This window comes from Xanthomonas sp. LMG 8993 (assembly GCF_009835065.2).
Lineage (GTDB): Bacteria > Pseudomonadota > Gammaproteobacteria > Xanthomonadales > Xanthomonadaceae > Xanthomonas > Xanthomonas arboricola.
Window position 1 is genome coordinate 103,210 of record NZ_QVIF02000005.1, and the last position, 17,105, is coordinate 120,314.

Sequence of the window (17,105 nt, forward strand, 5' to 3'; positions counted from 1 at the left end):
GCCACAACCATGGCGCAGCACGCGATCGGCGGATGCCGGTCACCGCGTCCGGGTGTTCCTGGATGGCGGAGCAATCGGCGGGGCGATCTTACTGACGTGGTCGCTATGGCGGTCTGGCGTTCAGATGCAATGTCCAAGAGCTTCGGTGGCATCACGCTCTGCAACGTGACTGCGTCGCAAACAGGCGCCATTGGCTTGCGTGATTTATGCAGGTGCACCATTTCACCGGAGGCGATCGCGTTGCCGCCATGTGCAGGCAGGAGTGCACATCGTCACATGCCGTGGGCGGGGAGACTTCCAGACTGAGTCACCCGCGTAGACACGCGCATGTGAGACATCGAGATGGCAGACCCCAAAGAGCTGCAGGAAAAATTCTGGAAAGCCCTGAAATCCGATCGCACCGTGATGCTTGGCCTGGATGGCGTGGAAGACGGGCATGCCCGCCCGATGACCGCACAGATCGAAGGCGATAGCGGTGGTCCGATCTGGTTCTTCACCTCCAAGGACAATGCGCTGATTGCCATGCTGGGGCAGGGCCGCCGCGTCATCGGCGCCTTCAGCAGCAAGGGGCACGACCTGTTCGCCAGCATCAGCGGCTCGTTGCGCGAAGACACCGATCCGGCCGTGGTCGAGCGCCTGTGGAACCCGCATGTGGCTGCCTGGTACGAAGGCGGCAAGGACGATCCCAAGCTGGCGCTGCTGCGTCTGGACACCGATCACGCGCAGATCTGGCTCAACGGTTCCAGTCTGCTGGCCGGTATCAAGGTGTTGTTCGGCGTCGATCCGAAAAAGGATTACCAGGACAAGGTGGCGGACGTTCCGCTGCGCTGAGGCCTGCTGCACGCCTGCACGATCTTCGAGATGGTGTAGGCGTTCTCATTTCACTGCTGTCGCTTGCGCAAGCGCCGATCCAGTCGTGAGGCTGGATCGGCGTTGTCAGCCTGGATTGCAGACAAGAACGTTCATGGCACTGCGCGTTCACGCGCTGCCTGACAGAGGAGACACAAGATGCAACAGATCGAAATCGGCCAGATGGTGTTTCTGCGCGATGGCGAAGTCGGCGTCGGTGCCGTCCGCGAGGTGCGCAAGGATGGCGCCGAGCTGGTCATCAATATCGAAAACGGGGGCGACTTCGTGCTGCCTGCGTCGGTGGTGCGTGATGTGCATTCCGGCAAGGTGATGCTGGATGTCGCGCAACTGCCGGAAGACGTACGCAATGCCCTGCGCCATCCGCACGACAACGAGTTGCCGACCAGCACCTATGCGGCCAGCGATCCGCACGATGGCGCGCTTACCTAATTAGGTCGGCTAGCCGCACCCAGCTTCAGCGTCTGGTGGCGCGCCATCAGGAAGCAGAAACGTCCGCGGCGCGGCATCGGACGGGCCCGCCGACGGCAGCGCCGGTTGCTCGGCCTCGTCCTTGAGTTGCACACCGGACAGCTTGCGCCGGAACGATTCGCGCAGCAGGTACGCAAGCTTGTGCGTGGCTTCGGCGTAACTCAGTCCTTCGGCGCGGATATTGGAGATGCAATTGCGCGCGGCGTCGGTCAGGCCGACGCGTGGGGTGTAAGTCAGATACAGGCCCAGGCTGTCGGGCGAGCTCAGGCCTGGCCGCTCGCCGATCAACACGATCACCAGGCGCGCCTTGAGCAGTTCGCCGACTTCGTCGCCGATGGCGACGCGGCCTTGCGCGATCAACGCTACCGGCGCCAATGACCAGCCTTCGTGTGCGGCCAGCGCGTCGATATGCTCCAGCATCTGCGCCGCATGTCGATGCACCGCCAATGCAGAGAGTCCGTCGGCGACCACCACCGCGATATCGTGCCCGCCGCCGTGGACCGCAGTCAGGCCACGCAGGTGCGCGGCCGCATCCTCGCCCAGGCGCCGGCCCAGATCCGGACGTTGCAGATAGGTGTGCCGGTCCACCGCTGCGCTGTGCAGCAGAATGCTGTCCCGCCCGCGCTGTTGCAGCGCTGCCTGCAGCGGCTGTGGGTCGAGTGCCAGATGCACCGCATCGCGCGCCTGCGCATGCGCAAGCTGGAAATCCAGATGTGCCGCGGTCGGCAGGCTGGTGCCGACGCGCCCCAGCGCAATGCGCGCCGGTGTGAGCTCACGCAGCTGCGCCCAGGCATCGCGCGGAGGGGTGGTGGGGCTGCTCATTGCACGCTGCCGGCGTTCAATTGCTCCAGCGCACGCCGGAACGGTGCGGGAAGCTCGCTGCCGAGTTCGAAACGGCCATCGCGCAGGCGCAGGATGCCCTGCTGTTCCAGCCAGTGCTCGAACTCGGGCGCAGCGCGCAGCCCGAGCGCCTGGCGCGCATACAGCGCATCGTGGAACGAGGTGGTCTGGTAGTTGAGCATCACATCGTCGGAGCCGGGAATGCCCATGATGAAGTTGATGCCGGCGGTGCCGAGCAGGGTCAGCAGCACGTCCATGTCGTCCTGGTCGGCTTCGGCATGATTGGTGTAGCAGATGTCGCAGCCCATCGGCACGCCCAGCAGCTTGCCGCAGAAGTGATCCTCCAGCCCGGCACGGATGATCTGCTTGCCGTCGTAGAGATATTCCGGGCCGATAAAGCCCACCACGGTGTTCACCAGCAGCGGCTTGAACTGCCGCGCCACGGCATAGGCACGTACCTCGCAGGTCTGCTGATCGACGCCATGGTGCGCATTGGCCGACAACGCGCTGCCCTGGCCGGTCTCGAAATACATCACGTTGTCGCCGACACTGCCGCGCCGCAGCGACACCCCGGCGTCATGGCCTTCCTGCAGCAGCGCCAGATTGATGCCGAAGCTGGCATTGGCCGCTTCGGTGCCGGCGATCGACTGGAACACCAGGTCCACCGGCACACCGCGGTTGATCGCGTCGATGGTGGTAGTGATGTGTGCCAGCACGCAGGACTGCGTGGGGATCTGGTAGCCGGTGATCACCGCATCGAGCATGCGCAGCAAGGCGGTGGTGGCGGCCAGGCTGTCGCTGGCAGGATTGATGCCGATCACCGCATCGCCGTTGCCGTATAGCAGGCCGTCGAGCACGCTGGCGGCGATGCCGGTGGCATCGTCGGTAGGGTGGTTGGGCTGCAGGCGCGTGGACAGGCGGCCACGCAAGCCCAGCGTATTGCGAAAGCGCGTGACCACCCGCGTCTTCTGCGCGACCAGGATCAGGTCCTGCACGCGCATCAACTTCGAGACCGCCGCCACCATCTCCGGCGTCAGTCCGGGCGCCAGTGCGGCCAGTGCCGCTTCGTCGGCCTGCGCACTCAACAGCCAATCACGAAAGCCGCCGACGGTAAGATGCGCCACCGCAGCAAATGCGGCCGCATCGTGCTGGTCGACGATCAGGCGGGTGACCTCGTCCGATTCGTACGGCACCACCGCTTCATCGAGGAAGTGACGCAGCGGCAGGTCCGCCAGCGCCATCTGCGCGGCCACCCGCTGCAGCCCGGAGTCGGCGGCGAGCCCGGCCAGTTGGTCGCCCGAGCGCGGCGGCGTGGCCTTGGCCAGCAAGGTCTTGAGATCGGCAAACTGGAAGCGCTCGCCGCCAGCGGTAAACGCGAACCCGCTCATCTGGCACTAGCCGCAGGCGTGGCCTGGCTGCGCAAGCTCAGCACGCAACACAGCGCACCGAACAGCAGCAGGCCCACGAAGATCAGCGCCACGATCGGGTTGAACCAGACCATCGCCACCAGACACACCAGCGCCAGCAGCAGCGCGATTGCCGGCACCACCGGATAACCCGGCGCACGAAAGCTGCGCTCCAGCCCGGGTTCGGCGCGGCGCAGCTTGAACAGGCTGAGCATGCTCATCACATACATCACGATCGCACCGAACACCGACATGGTGATCATCGCCGCGGTCAGCGACATGCCCTGGATCTTGACCACGCTGTCGCTGCAGATGGCTGCGATGCCGATCGCGCCGCCGGCAAGAATCGCGCGATGCGGCGTGCGAAAGCGCGACAGCCTGGCCAGCCCGTGCGGCAGGAACCCGGCACGCGCCAACGCGAAGAACTGCCGCGAATAGCCCAGGATGATGCCGTGGAAGCTGGCCACCAGGCCGAACAGGCCGATCCACACCAGCATATGCAGCCAGGTCGAGCTGTTGCCGACCACGGCCTTCATTGCCTGCGGCAACGGGTCGTTGATGTTGGAGAGCTGACGCCAGTCGCCGACCCCGCCCGCAAACACCATCACGCCCAACGCCAGCACCACCAGGGTGAGGATGCCGGCGATGTAGGCGCGCGGAATCGTGCGCTTGGGGTCCTTGGCTTCTTCGGCCGCCATCGCCGCGCCCTCGATCGCCAGAAAGAACCAGATCGCAAACGGAATCGCGGCAAAGATGCCGGAAATGGCGGCCGGGCCGAACACATCGTTACCGGCCCAGCCATTGGCGGCAAAACGCGCAACGCTGAAGCCCGGCGCCACGACGCCCATGAACACCAGCAGCTCGATCACCGCCAGCAAGGTCACGATCAGCTCGAAGGTGGCGGCGATCGCCACGCCGACGATGTTCAAGCCCATGAAGATCGCATACGCGCCGATCGCGGCGATGCGCGGGTCCAGGGTCGGGAACTGCACGTTGAGATAGGCGCCGATCGCCATCGCGATGGCCGGCGGCGCGAACACGAATTCGATCAGCGTGGCCAGGCCCGCCAGCATGCCGCCGTAGGTCCCGAATGCGCGCAGGCTATAGGCGAACGGCCCGCCCGCATTGGGGATGGCGGTGGTCAGCTCGGTAAAGCTGAAGATGAAGCAGGTGTACATCACCGCGACCAGCAGCGTGGTCACCAGAAAACCCAGCGTGCCGGCGGTGCCCCAGCCGTAGCTCCAGCCGAAATACTCGCCGGAAATCACCAGACCCACGGCGATCCCCCACAGTTGCCAGGTGCCCAGGGTGGGTTTGAGTTGCTCGTTGCGCATGTCGCACATCTCCTGCGGTCGGGGGAGGGGAGATGACGCAGGTCCGGCGGCTAGGTACCGGACCGACGGCCAGTGACCGATCGTCCACCGATGCCCGGTGACGATCGACGGTCGTCCCGGTTATACCCCAAAGCCCTGCGGCGAACACAAGCGCAACGGGTGGGTCGCAGACACCATGCCGCCGCGCCGGCCCTGCCGGCACACCGCGCGCGCTAGCTATTTGCTGCGCTCAAGCACCAGCAGCGGATCGATGCGTACATCGAACCAGTTCATCCCCCAATGCAGATGCGGCCCGGTCGCGCGCCCGGTGGCACCGACTGCCGCAATCACCTGGCCTTGCTCCACGCGGTCGCCCACCTTCACGTCGATGCGCGACAGGTGCAGAAAATTCGAACTCACCCCGAAGCCATGGTCCAGCAACACGGTGCCGCCGGTCAGATACAGGTCCGGCGCGGCAAAGGTCACCACGCCGGCAGCCGGTGCCTTGACCGGCGTGCCGGTGGGCACGGCGATGTCCATGCCCGAGTGGCCGGCACCGGGCTGGCCGTTGTAGACGCGCGCGTTGCCGAAGCGCCCGCTGATGCGGCCCTGCACGGGCCAGATGAAGGCCTGGGCGAAATCGGTGCGGGCATCGTCGCGGTCACGCGCGGCGGTGACCTGCGCCTGCTCGCGCTTGATCCGCTCGGCGATCGCCGCAGGCGGATTGACCGTCTTGGGCGGCACGCCGTTGACGCGCTCCACCGGCCAGTCGCGCGGCGTCACTGCGATGCTGGCGGTCTGTTTGCTGCCATCTGGCCGGGTGATCTGCACCTGCAACGGTCCGCTGGCGTCGCGGCCGATGCCGAACACCACGCTGCCATAGCCACTGACCCGCAAGCTGCGGCCGGCGTACTGCACCTGGCTGCCCGCCGGCACCTTGCCGATCACCAGCGCGCCCTGCGAAGCGCTTTGCGGAAATACCACCTCCGCGGCGTCGGCGGACTGCGCAGCGACGCTGCCGGCAGCGAGCGAGAGCGGCGCCAGCGCAAGCCAGGCGCCAACCATGGCTGCGCGCATCAGCGGTCGAAGGTCAGGCGCTGACCGGCGGCAGCGCCAATCAATTGTTCGCCATCCCACACCTGCTGGCCGTTGACCCAGGTCGCGGCGATACGCGAACGGAACGTGGTGCCTTCGAACGGCGACCAGCCGCACTTGGACAGCACCTGCTCGCGCTTCACGGTGAACGGGGTGTTGTCGATCATCACCAGGTCGGCGAAATAGCCTTCGCGCAGGAAGCCGCGCTCTTCCACATCGAACAGCTGCGCCGGCGCATGCGCGAACTTCTGCACGATGCGGGTGATCGGCAGCTTGCCCTCGTGCACCAGCTCCAGCGCGGCGACCAGCGCGTACTGCACCAGCGGCAGGCCGGAGGGCGCCTGTGCGTAGGGCTTCTGCTTTTCTTCCCAGGTATGCGGGGCGTGGTCGGTGGCGAGCACGTCGATGACGTCCTCGGCCAGCGCCTGGATCAACGCCAGGCGGTCGTCGGCGTCCTTGATCGCGGGGTTGCACTTGATCAGGTTGCCCAGCCGCGCGTAATCGCTGCGGTCAAAGCGCAGGAAGTGGATGCAGGTCTCTGCGGTGATGCGCTTGCGCAGCTTGCCCTCTGCATCGACCAGCGGGCCGGCCTCGAACAGCGCCAGCTCGTCGGCGGTGGAGATATGCAGCACGTGCAGGCGGGTGTTGTGCTTGCGCGCCAGCGACACCGCCAGCCGCGAGGACTTCAGGCAGGCCTCGCGTGAGCGGATGTCCGGATGCATCTCCGGGGTCAACGCGTCGCCGTACTTTTCCTTGTACTGCGCCAGCGTCGCGTCGATGGTAGGGGTATCTTCGCAGTGGGTGATGATCGGCGTCGGCGCGTCGCGGAAGATCGCGTCCAGCGTCTCGGGGTTGTCGACCAGCATGTTGCCGGTGGAGGCGCCCATGAACACCTTGATGCCCGGGGCGGTCTTCGGGTCCAGCGTCTGGATCGCGGCCAGATTGTCGTTGCTGGCGCCCATGTAGAAGCCGTAGTTGGCCCAGGCGCGCCCGGCCGCCGCGTCGTACTTGGCCTGCAGTGCGGCCGCGTCCAGGGTCGGCGGATTGGTGTTGGGCATGTCCATGAAGCTGGTCAGGCCACCGGCCACCGCGGCGCCGGATTCGGTCGCGATATCGCCCTTGTGGGTCAGGCCGGGCTCGCGGAAGTGCACCTGGTCGTCGATCATGCCCGGCAGCACCCAGCGTCCGGCCGCGTCTACCACGGTGTCGCCTGCGGCTGGGGCGATCTTGCTGGCGATCTTGGCGATGCGGCCGGCTTCGATCAGCAGATCGGCGTCGAATTCCTTGCCTTCATTGACCAGGCGGGCGTTGACGATGAGGGTTCGGCTCATGGATGAGGTCCTTTGCAACTACAGGAAGGGGAAGCGGGCGAGGACGCGGGCGCGTCGGGGACGGGATCGAACCCGCCCGGATGAAAGGGATGGCAGCGGCCAAGCCGGCGTGCGGCCAGCCAGCAACCGCGCAGCGGGCCGAAGCGGCCGATCGCGGTCATCGCGTATTCCGAGCAACTGGGCGCAAAACGGCAGCGCGGCCCCAGCAGGGGGCTGATGAACCGCTTGTAGAAGCGCAGCAGCGCGATGAGCAGGCGTGAGATCACTTGCCAATGATATGCCACTTGGATTAATACGTGGTTGCCGGGGGTCCGTGGGGTAAGCTATAAAGGCCCGCTTTCCCGGGCCCCGGGGGAACCAAGGATGAGCGTTTCGTGGCTGCTAAAAAACCTGCAAAAAAGGCCGTAGAGGCCGCCAAGAAGTCCGCCAAACCCGTTGCGAAGAAGGCAGCGGCGCCTGCCGCTGCAAAACCGGCCGCCAAGCAGGTCAAGCCGGCTGCCAAGCAAGCGGTTGCCAAGAAGGCAGCTGCGAGCAAGACCGCGGCCAAGCCGGCGCCGGTCGCCAAGACCGCAGCGTCCAAACCCGCGGCCGCCAAACCTGTAAAATCTTCTGTCGCCAAGCGTGCTGCCAAGCCGGCGGCGAACAAGGCAGCTCCGGCTGCCGCCAAACCGGCCGCCAAGCCGGTGGCGCCCAAGTCCGTACCGAAGCCGGCTACCAAGTCGACTCCGGCCAAGTCAGTCCCGGTCAAGGCTGAAAAGCCCGCGCCCGCACCGGCCTCCAAGGCCGCCCCTGCGAAGCCGGCAAAGCCTGCGACCCCGTCACTCAAGAATCCCGTGCCCGTTTCGAAATCTTCAGCAAAAACGCCAACCAAAACCGAAGCCCCCGCCAAGCCCGCCGCGACCCGTCCGGTCGGCAAGGTGGCCGTGGCCGTGACCTCCAAGCCGTCCAGCCCGACCCCCAAGACCAAGTACAAGGTGGTCGAGTACAAGACCGATGAGGCCACCGGTCGTCCGATCCTGCCGCAGGGCTACAAGCCTGCAGCCGATGAGGAGTACATGAGCAAGCTGCAGCAGGAGTACTTCCGTCAGCGTCTGCAGAGCTGGCGCAACGACCTGATCGAAGAGTCCAAGCAGACCATCGAAAACCTGCGCGAAGAAGTGCGCGACATCGGCGACGAAGCCGAGCGTGCAACGCGCGAGACCGAGAACTCGCTGGAGCTGCGCACCCGCGACCGTCATCGCAAGCTGATCGGCAAGATCGACAGCACGCTCAAGCGTCTGGAAGACGGCGACTACGGTTACTGCGTGGACACCGGCGAAGAAATTGGCCTGGATCGGCTGGAAGCGCGCCTGACCGCCGAACGCACCATCGACGCCCAGGAGCGTTGGGAGCACCTGCAGAAGCAGCAGGGCGACTGATCGTTCGACCAGGTCCAGGCCTTGTCCGTCGACTGAAAGACCCCGCCATGTGCGGGGTTTTTTTATGCGCATCGTGCCAGCGCAACGGACGTTGCAGTGGTCGACACGCCTGGCGCGTGTCATGCGGCCAGGCAGGCATCGATCAGGTGATATCGATCAGACCTGCGGGCACCGTCGCAGACTTCACTGCCGCAGACCTCACTGCAGGTCGCGCAGATCCAGCTTGCGCAGCTTCGGCGCCTTCCACGCGGTGGTGGCGACCACGCCCAGGGTCACGCAGCCGCCGATCACCACGGCCGGCACCAGGCCGACCAGGCGTGCCATCACGCCGTCGTAGAACGCACCCAGCTCGTTGGACGAGCCGATGAAGATGCCGTTGATCGACGACACCCGGCCGCGCATCGCATCGGGCGTGGCCAGCTGCAGGATGGTCTGGCGCACCACCACCGACACCCCGTCGCACATGCCGTAGACCAGCAGGATCGCCGCCGACAGCCAGAAATGCCGCGACAGGCCGAACGCGATGGTGCACAGCCCGAAGCCGGCCACCGACAGCATCAGGATGCGCCCGGCATTGCGCTGCAGCGGGTGCCGCGCCAGCCACACGCCGACCACGATCGAGCCCAGTGCCGGGGCGCCGCGCAGGATGCCCAGCCCTTCCGGGCCGTAGTGCAGGATGTCGTGGATGAAGGCCGGCAGCATCGACACCGCGCCGCCCAGCAGCACCGAGAACATGTCCAGCGCCATCGCGCCCAGCATGATCTGGTTGGACAGCACGAACTGCGCACCTTCGGCGATGCTGCGGAAGATCGGCGCACGCGGGCCTGCGTTGACTGGCTCGCTGACACGCAGCAGCGCCAGCGCCAGGATCGCCACCAGCGCCACGCCGGCGGCCACGCCATAGGCCAGGCCCTTGCCGCCCCAGCCGACCAGCACGCCGCCCAGCGCCGGGCCGATCACCATGCCGGCCTGGAAGGTGACGCTGCCGATGCTGGCGCCGCGCGCGAACGCCTCGCGCGGCAGCGCACGTGCGAACAGCGCGTTGTAGACCGGCGACAGGAACGAGCGCGCCGCACCGGTCAGCGCGATGGCCGCGTAGATCGGCCACACGCCCTGCACCGGCAGCCAGCCATGGGTGATGGCCAACAGCAGCAACGCAGTGGCGACCAGGCCCAGCACCGCGACCATGCCGAGGCGTCGGCGCGGCAGATGATCGACCAGATAGCCGGCAAACGGCGCGATGCAGAAGAACGGCAGGATCTCCGCCAGGCCGATCAGCCCGAGCGAGAGCGGATTGCGGGTGATCTCGTAGATATGCCAGCCGACCGTGACCGCGACGATCTGGTACGACAGCATCGCCGCCACGCGATACAGCAGCACCAGGCCGAAGCCGGGGTGGGCGAGCAGCGTACGCAGCGAAGCGGCAGGCGAGGGCGTCGGCGTGCTCACTGCTGGGCGCGGGCGGTGTCGCGGATGAAGGCCAGCATTGCCGCCACGCCGTTGCTGCGGGTCGGCGACAGATGCTTGGCCAGCCCGATGCCGGCGATGTAGTCCGGCTCGGTGGCCAGGATTTCCTGCGCACTACGCCCGGAGTACACGCGCAAGGCCAGATAGATCAGCCCGGAGACGATCGCTGAGTCGCTGACGGCGTGGAAGTCCAGCCGCTCGGCATTGCCCTCGGGCACGATCCACACCATCGACTGGCAGCCATGCAGGCGGTGTTCTTCGGTCTTCCACTGTTCGGGGAAGCTGGGCAGCTTGCGGCCCAGGTCGATCAGGTACTGGTAGCGCTCGGACCAGTCGCCGAAGAAGGAGAACTCCTCGGCAATGGCGGCCTGTGCGTCGACGGCGGTGGGTTCAAGCGGGAAGGGGGTGGTGGTCATCAAAAAATCCAGATTCGGTCGGTGGTAGCGCTGCCCGGCGACACCGCAATGGCGCCCCTCACCCGCCGGGGCGAGAAGGCGCGGTTTGCGCGCCATTGGCGCGCGTGCCTTGGAGCGCCCGCGCCGCCAGCGCGGGCCGGGGCGCGGAGCGGGGAGGGTACGGGCGAAGCCTCGCTGGAATTCGATGCGGGTGGCTTCGCCCTTACCGCAAGGAAGGTGCATGTGGCTGCGCTCGCACCCTGATCCGCCCCTGCGGGGCACCTTCCCCCGAAGGGAGAAGGGAGGAGCGTCATGCGCGCTTCCAGCGCACGCCTTGCGGGGTGTCTTCCAGCACGATGCCTTCGTCGGCCAGCTGCGTGCGGATGGCGTCGGCGCGGGCGAAGTCCCTGGCTTTCTTGGCGGCATTGCGTTCCTCGACCAGCGCCGTGATGCGCGCATCGTCGCCGGCGTCGGTGCCGCGCGAGAACCAGGCGGCCGGGTCCTGCTGCAGCAAGCCCAGCGCCAGGCCTGCGCCGAGCAGCCGCGACTTCAGCCCGGACAGCGCGGCAACACCTGCCGATGCGTCGCTGCCCTGTGCGAGTTGGGTGCGCAGCGCGCGGGCCTCGGAGGCAATGCTGGCGATGACCGACAATGCAAGCGGGGTGTTGAGGTCGTCGTCGAGCGCGGCTTCCACCTCGTCGGGAATCGTGGCCGGCTGCGCGGGGGCGATCCCGGCAGCGTGTTCGGCCGCGGCCAGGTCGCGCAAGGTGCCGTACAGCCGGTCCAGCGTGTTCTTGGCCTGGTCGATCAGGCCATCGGACCAGTCCAGCGGCTGCCGGTAATGCGCGCTCAGCAGTGCGTAGCGCAGCGCCTCGGGCGGGTGGCGGGCGATCAGGTCGTGCACGGTCTCGATGTTGCCCAGCGACTTGCTCATCTTGGCGCCGCTGAAATTGAGCATGCCGTTGTGCAGCCAGAACCGCGCAAAGGTCGCCCCGCCATGCGCGCATTCGCTCTGCGCGATCTCGTTCTCGTGATGCGGGAATTGCAGGTCCACGCCGCCGGCATGGATGTCGATGGTCGGGCCCAGGTGCGCGGCAGCCATCGCCGAGCATTCGATATGCCAACCCGGGCGGCCGCGGCCCCAGGGCGAGTCCCAGCCGGGCAGCTCGTCGCTGGAGGGCTTCCACAGCACGAAGTCGCCGGGGTCGCGCTTGTACGGCGCCACGTCCACGCGCGCGCCGGCCAGCATCTCGTCCGGGTCGCGGCGCGAGAGCTTGCCGTAGTGCGCAAAGCTGGCCACCGCGAACAGCACATGGCCTTCGGCGGCATAGGCATGCCCGTTGGCAATCAGCTGCTCGATCATCGCCACGATCTGCGGGATATGCGCGGTCGCTTCCGGTTCGATGTCCGGCGGCTGCACGCCGAGCGCGGCCATGTCCTGGCGGTAGATCGCGGCGAAGCGGTCGGTGATGGTCGAGATCGGCACACCCTGCGCCTGCGCGGCGGCGTTGATCTTGTCGTCCACGTCGGTGATGTTGCGCGCGTAGCGCAGCGCGCCGTAGCGCCGGCGCAGCAGGGCGGCCAGCACATCGAACACGACCGGGCCGCGGGCGTTGCCGATATGCGCGTAGTTGTAGACGGTGGGGCCGCACACATACAGGGTGGGGCTGGACGGATCGAGCGGTGCGAACGGCTCGACCCGCCGCGTCAGGTTGTTGTGCAGGCGCAGGCTCATCGGCATCTGAAAAAGGATAACCGGGCGATTCTAGCCGGTCGCGGCGATGTGGCGAACCAACCGCACGCGCGCAGCAGCGCCGGTGACCGGATGGGCTGCGTTCAGCCCAAGGGATCGCAAGCTCCATACACTTACGTATTGCCTGGCTGCGCCCTCCTGGTACTGATGCGACCTTCCCCGTTCTTCCTGCTGCTCTGTGTGTTCGCCTGGCAGGCATCGTCAGCGCACGCGGCGGAAACCGATCCCAAGAACCGGGTGGTGGTGATCGAGAACGTGAAGCTGGATTACGCGCAGGTGCTCAATGTCGAGCCGGTCTATCAGACCCTGCGTGCCACCCGCATGGAGGAACAGTGCGAGGCCGAGCAGGTTGCGCCGGTAGCAGCGGCACCGGTCGAGGACGAAGGCCGTATCAACCGGATGGTGGATTCGGTCAAGGAGATGTTCTCCCGTCGCCCCGAGCCGGCGTCCGTGCCGATGGCGGTGCCGCCGACCAGCACACGGCGCAACTGCCGGGTGGTGGAAGTGCCGCGCGAGTTCCGGCGGCCGATCGCCTTCGATGTGGATTACGTCTACAAGGGCACCAAGTACCGTTCGCGGCTGCCGGAAGACCCGGGTAACCGGCTGCGCGTCCGCGTGTCGGTCACCCCCTACATCCCCGACGCCATCGTCGCGCCGCCGCGCTGAGCCGCGCGGCGGTTGCGCCGTGCCCGCATGCATGCGAGGATTCGCGCCCTATGTACGCAAACGCCTTTCAGCACGACACCAGCGCCGCCCGAATGGCCTCCGGCATGACCTCGCGTGCCCGCCGACCGGAATCCCACATTTTCGCTGGGTAACCGGAGCGTTTTGCTGTTCCGCCGTTGAAAACCCAGCCCGCAGGCTGGGTTTTTTCGTTTTGAAGTCACAAAAGTTTCAACCGCAAGAAACGCGCATGTCGCGCACCCCGCCGCTCCTGGCGGACCACGCAGCAGAAGCACGCAGCACAAGGATCGATCGATGTCACTGAAGCACTTCTTGAACACCCAGGACTGGAGCCGCGCCGAACTGGACGCGCTGTTGACCCAGGCCGCGTTGTTCAAACGCAACAAGCTGGGAAGCGAGCTGAAGGGCAAGTCGATCGCGCTGGTGTTCTTCAACCCGTCCATGCGCACCCGCACCAGCTTCGAGCTGGGCGCGTTCCAGCTGGGCGGGCATGCGGTGGTGCTGCAGCCGGGCAAGGACGCCTGGCCGATCGAGTTCAATCTGGGCACGGTGATGGATGGCGACACCGAGGAGCACATCGCCGAAGTGGCGCGGGTGCTGGGCCGTTATGTCGACCTGATCGGCGTGCGCGCGTTCCCGAAGTTCGTCGACTGGTCCAAGGACCGCGAGGACCAGGTGCTCAGGAGCTTCGCCAAGTATTCGCCGGTACCGGTGATCAACATGGAGACCATCACCCACCCGTGCCAGGAGCTGGCGCACGCGATGGCGTTGCAGGAACATTTCGGCACCCAGGATCTGCGCGGCAAGAAGTACGTGCTGACCTGGACCTATCATCCCAAGCCGTTGAACACCGCGGTGGCCAATTCCGCGCTGACGATCGCCACCCGCATGGGCATGGACGTGACCCTGCTGTGCCCGACGCCGGACTACATCCTGGACCCGCGCTACATGGACTGGGCAGCGCAGAACGTGGCCGAAAGCGGCGGCTCGCTGCAGGTCAGCCACGACATCGACAGTGCCTACGCCGGTGCCGACGTGGTGTATGCCAAGAGCTGGGGCGCGTTGCCGTTCTTCGGCAACTGGGAGCCGGAAAAGCCGATCCGCGACCAGTACCAGCACTTCATCGTCGACGAACGCAAGATGGCGCTGACCAACAACGGCGTGTTCTCGCACTGCCTGCCGCTGCGTCGCAACGTCAAGGCCACCGACGCGGTGATGGATTCGCCCAACTGCATCGCCATCGATGAAGCCGAGAATCGCCTGCATGTGCAGAAGGCGATCATGGCTGCCCTGGTGGGCCAGGGCAGCCGGGATTCGTGATTGGGGATGTGGGATTCGCAACGGCGAACCCGGCTCCCGACCCAACCTAGTCAACTTCTAAAGAGACCCCCATGTCGCAGCAGACCGCTTCCACCAATCCCGAATCCCCACTCTCCAATCCCGGCACAAAAAAGGACATCGTCCTGGCGTTCTCCGGTGGCCTGGATACCAGCTTCTGCATTCCGTATCTGCAGGCGCAGGGCTATGCGGTTCACACCGTGTTTGCCGATACCGGCGGGGTGGATGCCGAGGAGCGTGATTTCATCGAAAAGCGCGCGGCCGAACTCGGTGCCGCCAGCCATGTCACCGTCGATGGCGGCCCGGCCATCTGGCAGGGCTTCGTCAAGCCGTTCGTGTGGGCGGGCGAGGGCTATCAGGGCCAGTACCCGTTGCTGGTGTCCGACCGTTACCTGATCGTCGACGCCGCGCTCAAGCGCGCCGAGGAACTGGGCACGCGCAGCATCGCGCACGGTTGCACCGGCATGGGCAACGACCAGGTGCGTTTCGACCTGGCAGTGAAGGCGCTGGGTGATTACCAGATCGTGGCGCCGATCCGCGAGATCCAGAAAGAACACACCCAGACCCGCGCCTACGAGCAGAAGTACCTGGAAGAGCGCGGCTTCGGCGTGCGCGCCAAGCAGCAGGCCTACACCATCAACGAGAACCTGCTCGGGCTGACCATGTCCGGCGGCGAGATCGACCGTTGGGAAGCGCCAGGCGAGGGTGCGCGTGGCTGGTGCGCGCCGCGCAGCGAGTGGCCGGCCGAGCCGCTGACCGTCACCCTGAAGTTCGTCGAAGGCGAGGCCGTTGAACTCAATGGCAAGGCGCTGCCTGGCGAGCAGATCCTGGCCCAGCTCAACAAATTGTTCGCGCCCTACGGCGTGGGCCGTGGCGTCTACACCGGCGACACCGTGATCGGGTTGAAGGGCCGCATCGTGTTCGAGGCGCCAGGCCTGATCTCGCTGCTGACCGCACACCGCGCGCTGGAAGATGCGGTGCTGACCAAGCAGCAGAATCGCTTCAAGCCGGATGTGGCGCGCAAGTGGGTGGAGCTGGTGTACGAGGGCTTCTATCACGACCCGCTCAAGACCGACATCGAGGCATTCCTGAAGTCGTCGCAGGCCAAGGTCAATGGCGAGGTCACGCTGGAAACCCGCGGCGGCCGCGTCGATGCGGTGGCGGTGCGTTCGCCGCACCTGCTCAACACCAAGGGCGCGACCTATGCGCAGTCGGCCGACTGGGGCGTGGAGGAAGCGGAAGGCTTCATCAAGCTGTTCGGGATGAGCTCGACGCTGTATGCCCAGGTGAATCGCTGAAGTTTCAGGGCACGTATGCAAAGCCCCTCTCCCCCGGGGCGAGAGGCACGGCGTACGCGCCACTGGCGCGCGTGCCTTGGAGCGCCCGCGCCGCAAGCGCGGGCCGGGGCGCGCAGCGGGGGTGAGGTGAGGGTGCGAGCGAAGCTCCCGCAGGGTGCGGTGCACTCGGCTTCGCCCGTCCCCTCATCCGCCCCTTCGGGGCACCTTCTCCCGGTGGGAGAAGGGTGGCCTGGATGCGCTGTAGGTGTTGTTTGCGCAACCTCGCACCACGGTGCAGTTGTGACTTCTGTTAGCCGCCACTTCGGACCATTGATCAAACCGACATGACCGATCTACTTGCCTCCACCCTCGAACACCTGGAACAGCTGGTGTCCTTCGACACCCGCAATCCGCCGCGGGCGATCGCTGCCGAGGGCGGCATCTTCGATTATCTGCGCGCGCAGCTGCCCGGTTTCCAGGTCGAGGTGATCGACCACGGTGCCGGTGCGGTCAGCCTGTATGCGGTGCGCGGCACGCCCAGCTACCTGTTCAACGTGCATCTGGACACGGTGCCGGATTCGCCGCACTGGAGCGCCGATCCGCACGTGATGCGGCGTACCGACGATCGCGTGATCGGCCTGGGCGTCTGCGACATCAAGGGTGCGGCAGCGGCGCTGGTGGCGGCAGCCAATGCCGGGCAGGGCGATGCGGCCTTCCTGTTTTCCTCCGACGAGGAAGCCAACGACCCGCGCTGCATCGCCGCGTTCCTGGCGCGCGGTGTGCCGTATGAGGCGGTGCTGGTCGCCGAGCCGACCATGAGCGAGGCGGTGCTGGCGCATCGCGGCATCAGCTCGGTGCTGATGCAGTTTGCCGGGCGTGCCGGGCATGCCTCGGGCAAGCAGGATCCATCCGCCAGTGCGTTGCATCAGGCGATGCGCTGGGGCGGCAGGGCGCTGGACCATGTCGAGTCGCTGGCGCATGCGCGTTTCGGCGGCCTGACCGGCCTGCGCTTCAACATCGGTCGGGTCGAGGGCGGCATCAAGGCCAACATGATCGCGCCGGCGGCCGAGCTGCGTTTCGGCTTTCGTCCGCTGCCGTCGATGGACGTGGACGGTTTGCTGGCGACGTTTGCCGGATTTGCCGATCCACACGCGGCGTATTTCGAAGAAACCTTCCGCGGCCCCAGCCTGCCGTCCGGCGACATCGCACGGGCCGAGGAACGCCGCCTGGCCGCCCGCGATGTGGCCGATGCGCTGGACCTGCCGATCGGCAATGCAGTGGATTTCTGGACCGAGGCCTCGCTGTTTTCGGCCGGCGGTTACACCGCCCTGGTCTATGGCCCCGGCGATATCGCCCAGGCGCACACCGCCGACGAGTTCGTGACGCTTGCGCAGCTGCAGCGTTACGCCGAGTCGGTACATCGCATCATCAACGGCTCAAACTGAAGCCG

The 17,105-nt window shown here is 66.4% G+C and carries 16 protein-coding genes; 7 read left to right on the forward strand and 9 right to left on the reverse strand.

The window, feature by feature from the left end:
* Positions 1-342 precede the first annotated feature (342 nt).
* Complete coding sequence (locus tag DYQ94_RS11540; protein WP_024940409.1) at positions 343-831, forward strand: pyridoxamine 5'-phosphate oxidase family protein; 489 nt, start codon at positions 343-345, stop codon at positions 829-831.
* Between the two features lie 177 nt (positions 832-1,008).
* A complete protein-coding gene (locus DYQ94_RS11545) occupies positions 1,009-1,299 on the forward strand; it encodes a hypothetical protein (RefSeq protein ID WP_104589885.1) in 291 nt (96 codons plus the stop codon).
* 9 nt (positions 1,300-1,308) lie between these two features.
* On the opposite strand, the gene eutC is transcribed toward DYQ94_RS11545, so the two are convergent.
* The 6 genes from eutC to yidD form a co-directional block, all read right to left on the reverse strand.
* On the reverse strand, positions 1,309-2,160 hold the full coding sequence (gene eutC / locus DYQ94_RS11550) for an ethanolamine ammonia-lyase subunit EutC (RefSeq protein ID WP_160954546.1): 852 nt from the start codon (positions 2,158-2,160) through the stop codon (positions 1,309-1,311).
* Positions 2,157-3,566, reverse strand: coding sequence for an ethanolamine ammonia-lyase subunit EutB (locus DYQ94_RS11555; protein ID WP_039521883.1), 1,410 nt, complete (start codon positions 3,564-3,566; stop codon positions 2,157-2,159). The genes eutC and DYQ94_RS11555 overlap by 4 nt, the downstream gene beginning before the upstream one ends.
* On the reverse strand, positions 3,563-4,927 hold the full coding sequence (gene eat, locus DYQ94_RS11560; protein ID WP_024940405.1) for an ethanolamine permease: 1,365 nt from the start codon (positions 4,925-4,927) through the stop codon (positions 3,563-3,565). Before eat ends, DYQ94_RS11555 begins: the two co-directional genes overlap by 4 nt.
* A gap of 207 nt (positions 4,928-5,134) precedes the next feature.
* A complete protein-coding gene (locus DYQ94_RS11565) occupies positions 5,135-5,974 on the reverse strand; it encodes a M23 family metallopeptidase (RefSeq protein ID WP_160954545.1) in 840 nt (279 codons plus the stop codon).
* Positions 5,974-7,323, reverse strand: coding sequence for a dihydroorotase (locus DYQ94_RS11570; RefSeq protein ID WP_160954544.1), 1,350 nt, complete (start codon positions 7,321-7,323; stop codon positions 5,974-5,976). Before DYQ94_RS11570 ends, DYQ94_RS11565 begins: the two co-directional genes overlap by 1 nt.
* Positions 7,320-7,607, reverse strand: coding sequence for a membrane protein insertion efficiency factor YidD (gene yidD / locus DYQ94_RS11575; protein ID WP_046343020.1), 288 nt, complete (start codon positions 7,605-7,607; stop codon positions 7,320-7,322). Before yidD ends, DYQ94_RS11570 begins: the two co-directional genes overlap by 4 nt.
* 90 nt (positions 7,608-7,697) lie before the next feature.
* On the opposite strand from yidD, the gene dksA reads away from it, so the two are divergent.
* Positions 7,698-8,741, forward strand: coding sequence for an RNA polymerase-binding protein DksA (gene dksA, locus DYQ94_RS11580; protein WP_080689536.1), 1,044 nt, complete (start codon positions 7,698-7,700; stop codon positions 8,739-8,741).
* Positions 8,742-8,939: 198 nt separating this feature from the next.
* Here dksA and DYQ94_RS11585 read toward each other — a convergent pair whose 3' ends face one another.
* From DYQ94_RS11585 to cysS, 3 genes are all read right to left on the reverse strand, one after another.
* Positions 8,940-10,190, reverse strand: coding sequence for an MFS transporter (locus DYQ94_RS11585; RefSeq protein ID WP_039521872.1), 1,251 nt, complete (start codon positions 10,188-10,190; stop codon positions 8,940-8,942).
* The gene (locus tag DYQ94_RS11590; RefSeq protein ID WP_016903219.1) at positions 10,187-10,624 is read right to left on the reverse strand and encodes a SufE family protein; all 438 of its coding nucleotides are present in this window, start codon (positions 10,622-10,624) and stop codon (positions 10,187-10,189) included. The genes DYQ94_RS11585 and DYQ94_RS11590 overlap by 4 nt, the downstream gene beginning before the upstream one ends.
* 289 nt (positions 10,625-10,913) lie before the next feature.
* Positions 10,914-12,338: a cysteine--tRNA ligase gene (gene cysS, locus DYQ94_RS11595; RefSeq protein ID WP_160954543.1), complete on the reverse strand. Its 1,425-nt coding sequence runs from the start codon at positions 12,336-12,338 to the stop codon at positions 10,914-10,916.
* A 186-nt stretch (positions 12,339-12,524) separates the two neighbouring features.
* Here cysS and DYQ94_RS11600 point away from each other — a divergent pair, with 186 nt between their 5' ends.
* The 4 genes from DYQ94_RS11600 to DYQ94_RS11615 all read left to right on the forward strand — a co-directional run bounded on the left by DYQ94_RS11600 (position 12,525) and on the right by DYQ94_RS11615 (position 17,100).
* Positions 12,525-13,022 carry a glycine zipper 2TM domain-containing protein gene (locus DYQ94_RS11600; RefSeq protein ID WP_024940007.1) on the forward strand — a complete coding sequence of 166 codons (498 nt, stop codon included), beginning with the start codon at positions 12,525-12,527 and terminating at the stop codon, positions 13,020-13,022.
* A gap of 312 nt (positions 13,023-13,334) precedes the next feature.
* Positions 13,335-14,360 carry an N-acetylornithine carbamoyltransferase gene (locus tag DYQ94_RS11605; RefSeq protein WP_104569960.1) on the forward strand — a complete coding sequence of 342 codons (1,026 nt, stop codon included), beginning with the start codon at positions 13,335-13,337 and terminating at the stop codon, positions 14,358-14,360.
* 71 nt (positions 14,361-14,431) lie between these two features.
* The gene (locus DYQ94_RS11610; RefSeq protein ID WP_126966082.1) at positions 14,432-15,676 is read left to right on the forward strand and encodes an argininosuccinate synthase; all 1,245 of its coding nucleotides are present in this window, start codon (positions 14,432-14,434) and stop codon (positions 15,674-15,676) included.
* A 323-nt stretch (positions 15,677-15,999) separates the two neighbouring features.
* Positions 16,000-17,100, forward strand: coding sequence for an acetylornithine deacetylase (locus DYQ94_RS11615; protein WP_126966083.1), 1,101 nt, complete (start codon positions 16,000-16,002; stop codon positions 17,098-17,100).
* Positions 17,101-17,105: the final 5 nt, after the last annotated feature.